7 protein-coding genes are annotated in these 6,349 nt (G+C 32.3%); all 7 read left to right on the top strand.

Annotated elements, in window-relative coordinates; genetic code table 11:
• The first annotated feature begins 111 nt into the window (after positions 1–111).
• From K0A91_RS05340 to K0A91_RS05310, 7 genes are read left to right on the top strand one after another with little or no spacing between them, the layout of a single operon-like run.
• Positions 112–705 (top strand): acetyltransferase, encoded by a 594-nt coding sequence (locus tag K0A91_RS05340; protein WP_295008739.1) that lies wholly within the window; start codon positions 112–114, stop codon positions 703–705.
• Positions 702–1,502: a glycosyltransferase gene (locus K0A91_RS05335; protein ID WP_295008738.1), complete on the top strand. Its 801-nt coding sequence runs from the start codon at positions 702–704 to the stop codon at positions 1,500–1,502. Before K0A91_RS05340 ends, K0A91_RS05335 begins: the two co-directional genes overlap by 4 nt.
• A gap of 11 nt (positions 1,503–1,513) precedes the next feature.
• The gene (locus tag K0A91_RS05330) at positions 1,514–2,575 is read left to right on the top strand and encodes an N-acetylneuraminate synthase family protein (protein ID WP_295008737.1); all 1,062 of its coding nucleotides are present in this window, start codon (positions 1,514–1,516) and stop codon (positions 2,573–2,575) included.
• Positions 2,576–2,577: 2 nt separating this feature from the next.
• Positions 2,578–3,261, top strand: coding sequence for an acylneuraminate cytidylyltransferase family protein (locus K0A91_RS05325; protein ID WP_295008736.1), 684 nt, complete (start codon positions 2,578–2,580; stop codon positions 3,259–3,261).
• Positions 3,251–4,291, top strand: a complete 1,041-nt coding sequence (locus tag K0A91_RS05320; RefSeq protein WP_295008735.1) for a nucleotidyltransferase family protein — start codon at positions 3,251–3,253, stop codon at positions 4,289–4,291. Before K0A91_RS05325 ends, K0A91_RS05320 begins: the two co-directional genes overlap by 11 nt.
• Positions 4,288–5,268: a polysialyltransferase family glycosyltransferase gene (locus tag K0A91_RS05315; RefSeq protein ID WP_295008734.1), complete on the top strand. Its 981-nt coding sequence runs from the start codon at positions 4,288–4,290 to the stop codon at positions 5,266–5,268. Before K0A91_RS05320 ends, K0A91_RS05315 begins: the two co-directional genes overlap by 4 nt.
• 5 nt (positions 5,269–5,273) lie before the next feature.
• On the top strand, positions 5,274–6,335 hold the full coding sequence (locus K0A91_RS05310) for a UDP-N-acetylglucosamine 2-epimerase (RefSeq protein ID WP_295008733.1): 1,062 nt from the start codon (positions 5,274–5,276) through the stop codon (positions 6,333–6,335).
• Positions 6,336–6,349: the final 14 nt, after the last annotated feature.

Genomic DNA, 6,349 nt, shown 5'->3' with positions numbered 1-6,349 from the left:
TTGTGAGGTATATTGAAGAGCCGTATGAGGGAAATCTTCAAGTACGGTTCTGTGAGGGGCATTGTGCCACTCCAAATTATAAATAAATTTAAATAAAAAGGAGGGGTAGAAATGTCTACTCTACAAAGCACAAAACCAAAAATTATCCTAATAGGTGGTGGCGGGCATTGCAAAGCTGTCATTGATGTGATTGAGATACAAAACAGATACGAGATAGTCGGAATAGTGGACAAAAAAGAGTTAATTGGGCAAGATGTTTTAGGATATAAAATCATCGGTTGCGATGATGATTTGGCAAACTTAGGAGTAGAGTTTCCACATGCCATAGTGACTATTGGGCATATTAAATCAAACGCTTTAAGAGTAAAGCTATTTCATCTTTTAAAAGAACTAGACTTCCACATGCCAAGTATAGTTTCTCCTCTTGCGTATGTCTCAAAACACGCTTTTGTTGATGAGGGAAGTGTCATCATGCATCATGCTTTTGTAAATGCTACCGCAAAAGTGGGCAAAAACTGCATCATCAATACAAAAGCCCTAATTGAACATGACGCCGTTGTAGAGGATAACTGTCATATCTCAACCGGTGCTGTTGTAAACGGCGGTGTTGTTGTCAAAAAAGATACCTTCTACGGAAGCAACGCAACTTCAAAAGAGTATGTTGAAGTAAGCGGATTTATAAAAGCCGGGAGTGTGGCAAAATGAACACAGCCTTTTTAACAACAATATTCCCAATGAATGAGCAGTATTTATATAATTTTTTTAATTCTTTAGAGAATCAAACATATAAATACTTTGATGTAATTGTTGTCAACGATGGATATAAAGATTTTGAGAAAATCAAAACAGCTTATAATCAAACATTGAATATAATCGAACTCCACTATTCTAATACTCCTGCTAAAAATAGAGAGTATGGAATAAACTACTGCATAGATAATGGGTATGATATTTTGTTTTTTGGTGATAGTGATGATTATTTTGAAAAAAATCGCGTCGAAAAATCACTTGAGTTTTTGAAAGAGTGTGATATTGTGGTTAATGATTTAAGTCTTTTTGATGAAAAAGGTGTTTATGAAGAGAAATATCTATCACATAGGCTTGAGAATATAGAAGTGGTTGATTTTGAATTTATAAAAGATAAAAATATTTTTGGTCTTTCAAATACAGCTATAAAGCTTAAAGGTATGCGAAAAATAGCAATCCCAGATGATTTGATAGCGGTTGATTGGTATCTTTTTTCAATGCTCTTAATCGAAGGCAAAAAAGCAGTTTTTACAAATGAGACGATAAGTTATTATAGACAACATCAACAAAATACTGTTGGACTTAAAAAGCTTGATAAAGCATCTTTTGAAAAAGGTGTAGAAGTCAAACAAAAACACTATAAAGATTTGAATGATAAAAGTAATCAATTTTCGCTAGAGCTAAAAAGATTATCTAACATTAAATTTGATGATATGAAAAGTATAAACAATCCTCTTTGGTGGGAGTTAATATAAGGATGGAAAATATGAAAATACAATTAACAAGTAAAAAAGAGGTTTTTAACTACTGTAAACCGTATGTGATAGCTGAGTTAGGCGCAAATCATAATGGTGACATGGAACTAGCCAAAAAACTTATAGTGCAAGCTAAAGAAGCCGGTGCGGACTGTGTAAAATTTCAAAGCTGGAGTAAAAACACGATATTTGCAAGAAAAAAGTACGAAGATAATTACTTTATAGCCGATGACTATAGAGATAGAACGGATTATACTTTAGAAGAGATAGTTGATGATTATTCTATTTCAGAAGATGAACTGCTTGAGATGAAGAAATTTGCAGATGAATTAGAAATAGATTGTACTTCGACACCTTTCAGTAAAGAAGAAGCTGATTTTTTGGTAGACAAGCTTGAAAGCCCTTTTATCAAAGTGGCTTCAATGGATTTGAATAACTACCCATTTCTGGAATATCTTGCAAAAAAAAGCAAGCCTATTGTTATTTCGACGGGACTTAGTGAACTGTACGAGATAGACAAAGCTGTCAAGACAATAGAAAACGCAGGGAACGGTCAAATAGTGATTTTGCACTGTGTATCTACTTATCCGCCTGTAGATAGCGATGTGCATTTAAACAATATCAAAACACTTATGACAACTTACCCAGAGTATCCTATAGGGTTTTCTGACCATACTTTAGGTACAGCTATACCATTGGCTTCTGTGGCGCTAGGTGCTTGTTTGATAGAAAAGCATTTCACATTTGATAAAAACATGGAGGGATGGGATCATAAAGTATCTGCGACAAAAGATGAGATGCAAGAGATTGTTGAAAATGCGAAAAGAATATCAGAAGCTCTAGGCTCATTTAGAATAGCAGCAACAGAGAGTGATGAAAAGAAAAGAGAATTTAGAAGAAGTATAGTGCTTACGAGAGAGATGAAAAAAGGTGAAGTTATAAGCTATGAAGACATAGATTATAAAAGACCCGGCGGAGCATTTGACCCTGATATGACAGAGTTTGTAGTGGGAAGAACTGTTAATAAAGATTTGAAATTTGACCATATTTTGACAAAAGAGGATATTGTTTAATTATGATAGCAATAGTTCCAGCAAGAGGCGGTTCTAAAGGTTTGCCAGGTAAAAATATTAAAAATTTACTTGGTAAACCAATGATAGTATATACCATAGAAGAAGCATTGAAGTCTAAATACATTACGGAAGTCATTATCTCGACTGATTGTAAAGAGATTGAAGAAGTGGCTATAAGCTATGGAGCTAAAAGCCCATTTTTGCGACCTGAGTATTTAGCTAGCGATAACGCAAAAGCAATTGATAATTACATCTATACAATTGATAGACTAAATAGCGAGTTCAATTATGATATAGAGGATTTTGTAGTTTTACAGCCCACTTCGCCTCTTAGAACCATAGAAGATATAGATGGGGCCATAGAGCTTTTTAGACAAAAAGATGCACAAAGCGTTATTGGCTATACGGAAGAACACCATCCTATAGAATGGCATAAATATATTACAGAAGATGGGAAGTTTGAAAAAATATTTGAAGAAAAACTTTTAAATCGTCAAGAGATAAAAAAAAGTTATTATCCAAATGGAGCGGTGTTTGTTTTTCAGTATGAGTTGATAAAGCAAAAAAAGTATTACAGTGATGAGTCTTACGCTTATATCATGCCAAGATTTCGTTCTGTGGATGTGGATACAATAGAAGACTTCAAATATATAGAGTTTTTGATGAGAGGAAATAATGAAAAATAGATTAGTACTCAACAACCAAACCAAGTTTAATGACGCTATTCGTTTACTAGATTTGAATGGTAACGGGGTATTGCCAGTGGTAGATGAAGATGAAAAACTACTTGGTCTTATTACCGATGGGGATATTAGAAAAGCAATCTTAAATAATAATCTAGATTTAGAGCATATTGTTAATAAAAATCCATACAAACTGAGCATAGATACATCAAAAAGTCAAATAATTACTTATTTAAAAAAAATTCACAGAAGACATGTTCCGCTCGTAGATAATGAAAATAAGTTTATAAAAATATTTACACTCGATGAGATAGATTTTAATCTCAAGCCAAATTGGGTAGTGATAATGGCAGGGGGTTTAGGCACAAGACTCGGAGAACTCACTAAAGATACCCCAAAGCCTATGCTGAAAGTAGGGGTTAAACCAATGGTAGAGCATATTATAGACATGTTTGTCTCTCATGGATTTACAAAGTTTATGCTTAGCGTAAACTATAAAGCAGAAGTGGTAAAAGAGTATTTTGAAGATGGCAGTAAGTTTGGAATAGAGATAAAATATCTTGAAGAGAAAAAAAGATTGGGCACGGGGGGGGCTTTGAGTTTGATAGACGTAGAACTTGATGCGCCGTTTTTTGTAACAAATGGCGATGTGCTTTCTTCGCTAGACTATGAAAAACTTTTGGAGTATCACAAAGAGCAACAAGCAACAGCTACTATGTGTATAAGAAAAGATAGTTACCAAATACCATATGGCGTGATAGAAACAGATATTGAAAACAACATAATAACCATGAAAGAAAAACCTATAAAAGGGTTTTTTATCAATACGGGGATATATGTGTTGAATCCAGAAGTGCTAAACTTTGTTCCAAAAGATGAATTTTTTGATCTGCCTAGTTTGTTTGATATTTTAAAAGATAAAAATAAAACTACAAAAGGTTTTGAAATTACGGATTACTGGATAGATATGGGTAAAAAAGAAGATTATGTAAAAATAAATAATGATTTTAAAGCAGAAGGCAAAAAGATATGAAAAACTTATTTATTATTGGGACGCCACTTCAATTAATAAATGCCATTGAAGCAATAAATAATTTTAAATTAAAAAATAATATATTAGTTATAGTTCATAGATCATTAGAGGCGAATAGAACCCAGTTGGACAAGATTAGAAATTTGTATGAGTGGGAAGAGATAATTGATATAGAGTATAGTAAGCATTCAAGCTTGTTGAAATATATTGATTTAGTTAAACACTTAAAGATGTATGCATATAAATATATTTTTTTTCCCAAGTTAGAAGTTATACCAAAAATAGTTATAGCGAATGTTAAAAAAGAAAAAGTTTTTTTGTTGGACGATGGAACAATGACTATTATGATTTATGAAAACAATATTAAAACCAATAAGTTAAATGAATATAATTTTAAAGAAATTAGATTTTTATTTTTTGGTTTAAAAATAAAGATAAGAGATAAGATTAATTTATTTACATATTTTGATTTGCCTTCTGTTAATGGGATAGAAGTTGTAAAAAATAATTTATCATATTTGAAAGATGATGTTAAAAATGGAAAAAAAGATGACGATACTATATTTTTTTTAGGTCAGCCACTAACAAATATCATTGATGACGCAACTTATCGTAATAGTTTGGAAAATATAACAAAACAATATAACAAAAAGCTGATTTATATTCCGCACCGTGGAGAAACAAAAGAGAAAATTGATTATTTATCTAAGCTTGATAATCCATATTTTTCTGTTAAAGATATTGGCATGCCTGCTGAGCTATTCTTTTTAAATAATAATATATATCCAACGCATGTTATGTCCTACTACTCAACAGCATTGACTACTCTAGATATGATATATGACGATTGCATTATTAACTATATTAAAGTGCCTGAAAATAGCAAAAGTAAAGCCGCCTTTGATAGAAATTTAAGGAAATATTATGAAGTTTTTGGTAGTGATAAAATTTTAACTCTTCAAGATTTGGGTATGTAATTATAATGAATAAAACACAGAAAAAAAGATACCTGTTTTTTGTATCTCAAGACTACAGCTTTGCTGTATTAAGACCTCTTCAGCAGAAGATATTTATGCAAGGTGATGAGGCAAAATGGTTTATGTACGGGGATGAGATAAATACAGATTATTTACATACAGATGAAGTCAGGTTGCTTAGTGTTGAAGAGGTTATTGACTATCAGCCAGATGTAGTTTTTGTTCCCGGAAATGTAGTTCCATCATTTATTCCTGGGCTTAAAGTTGAGGTTTTTCACGGTTTGCCGAGTGCAAAAGTAAAAAAGAACGGGCAGTTGTATCACTATATTATCAGGGGAATGTTTGACCTATACTGCACACAAGGTCCAAGTTCGACGCAGAAATTTCAAGAGCTTGCAAAACAGCATGGGTTTTTTAATGTAGAGGAAACTGGCTGGTGTAAGCTTGACCCACTGTTTCCGTTAGAAAAAAGAGACGAGAACTCAAAACAAAAGTCAATCTTTTTTGCTTCAACATTTAGTCCTAGATTTTCAAAAGCAAAAATTTTATATCCTCTTATTCTTGATATGATGAAAAAATATGATTTTAATTGGTATATTACTTTGCATCCAAAAATGGAGTTAAGTATAGTAGAACTCTACAAATCGATAGATTTGACAAATGTGAAATTTGTTGACTCAACTGAATTGATTGAAAGTTTTAAGAAATCTGACTTGATGCTGTGTGACACATCTTCAATTATATATGAATATTTAACCCAGCTAAAACCTGTTATAACCTTTCAAACAGAAAAAGATGCTCCGGAATTGATAAACGTAGAAGATATTGAGAAGCTTGAAGAGACAATTTTGTCAGTTTTGAATAATTTGGATATAAACAAGGAAAATATAGAAAAAAGCGTAATGCAGTTTCACCCATATATAGACGGCAAATCAAGTGACAGAGTGCTTAGAGCCGTAGAGAAGATGTTAGATGGCGAAAACATTCCTAAGAAAAAAAAGCCGCTCAATCTGCTTAGAAACTTTAGGCTAAGAAAAGAGCTCGGTTATTGGAAATGGAAGATTTAGAACTTTAATAATAT

Source organism: Sulfurimonas sp. (genome assembly GCF_019429335.1).
Lineage (GTDB): Bacteria > Campylobacterota > Campylobacteria > Campylobacterales > Sulfurimonadaceae > Sulfurimonas.
This window is presented reverse-complemented; position numbering and strand designations above follow the sequence as displayed.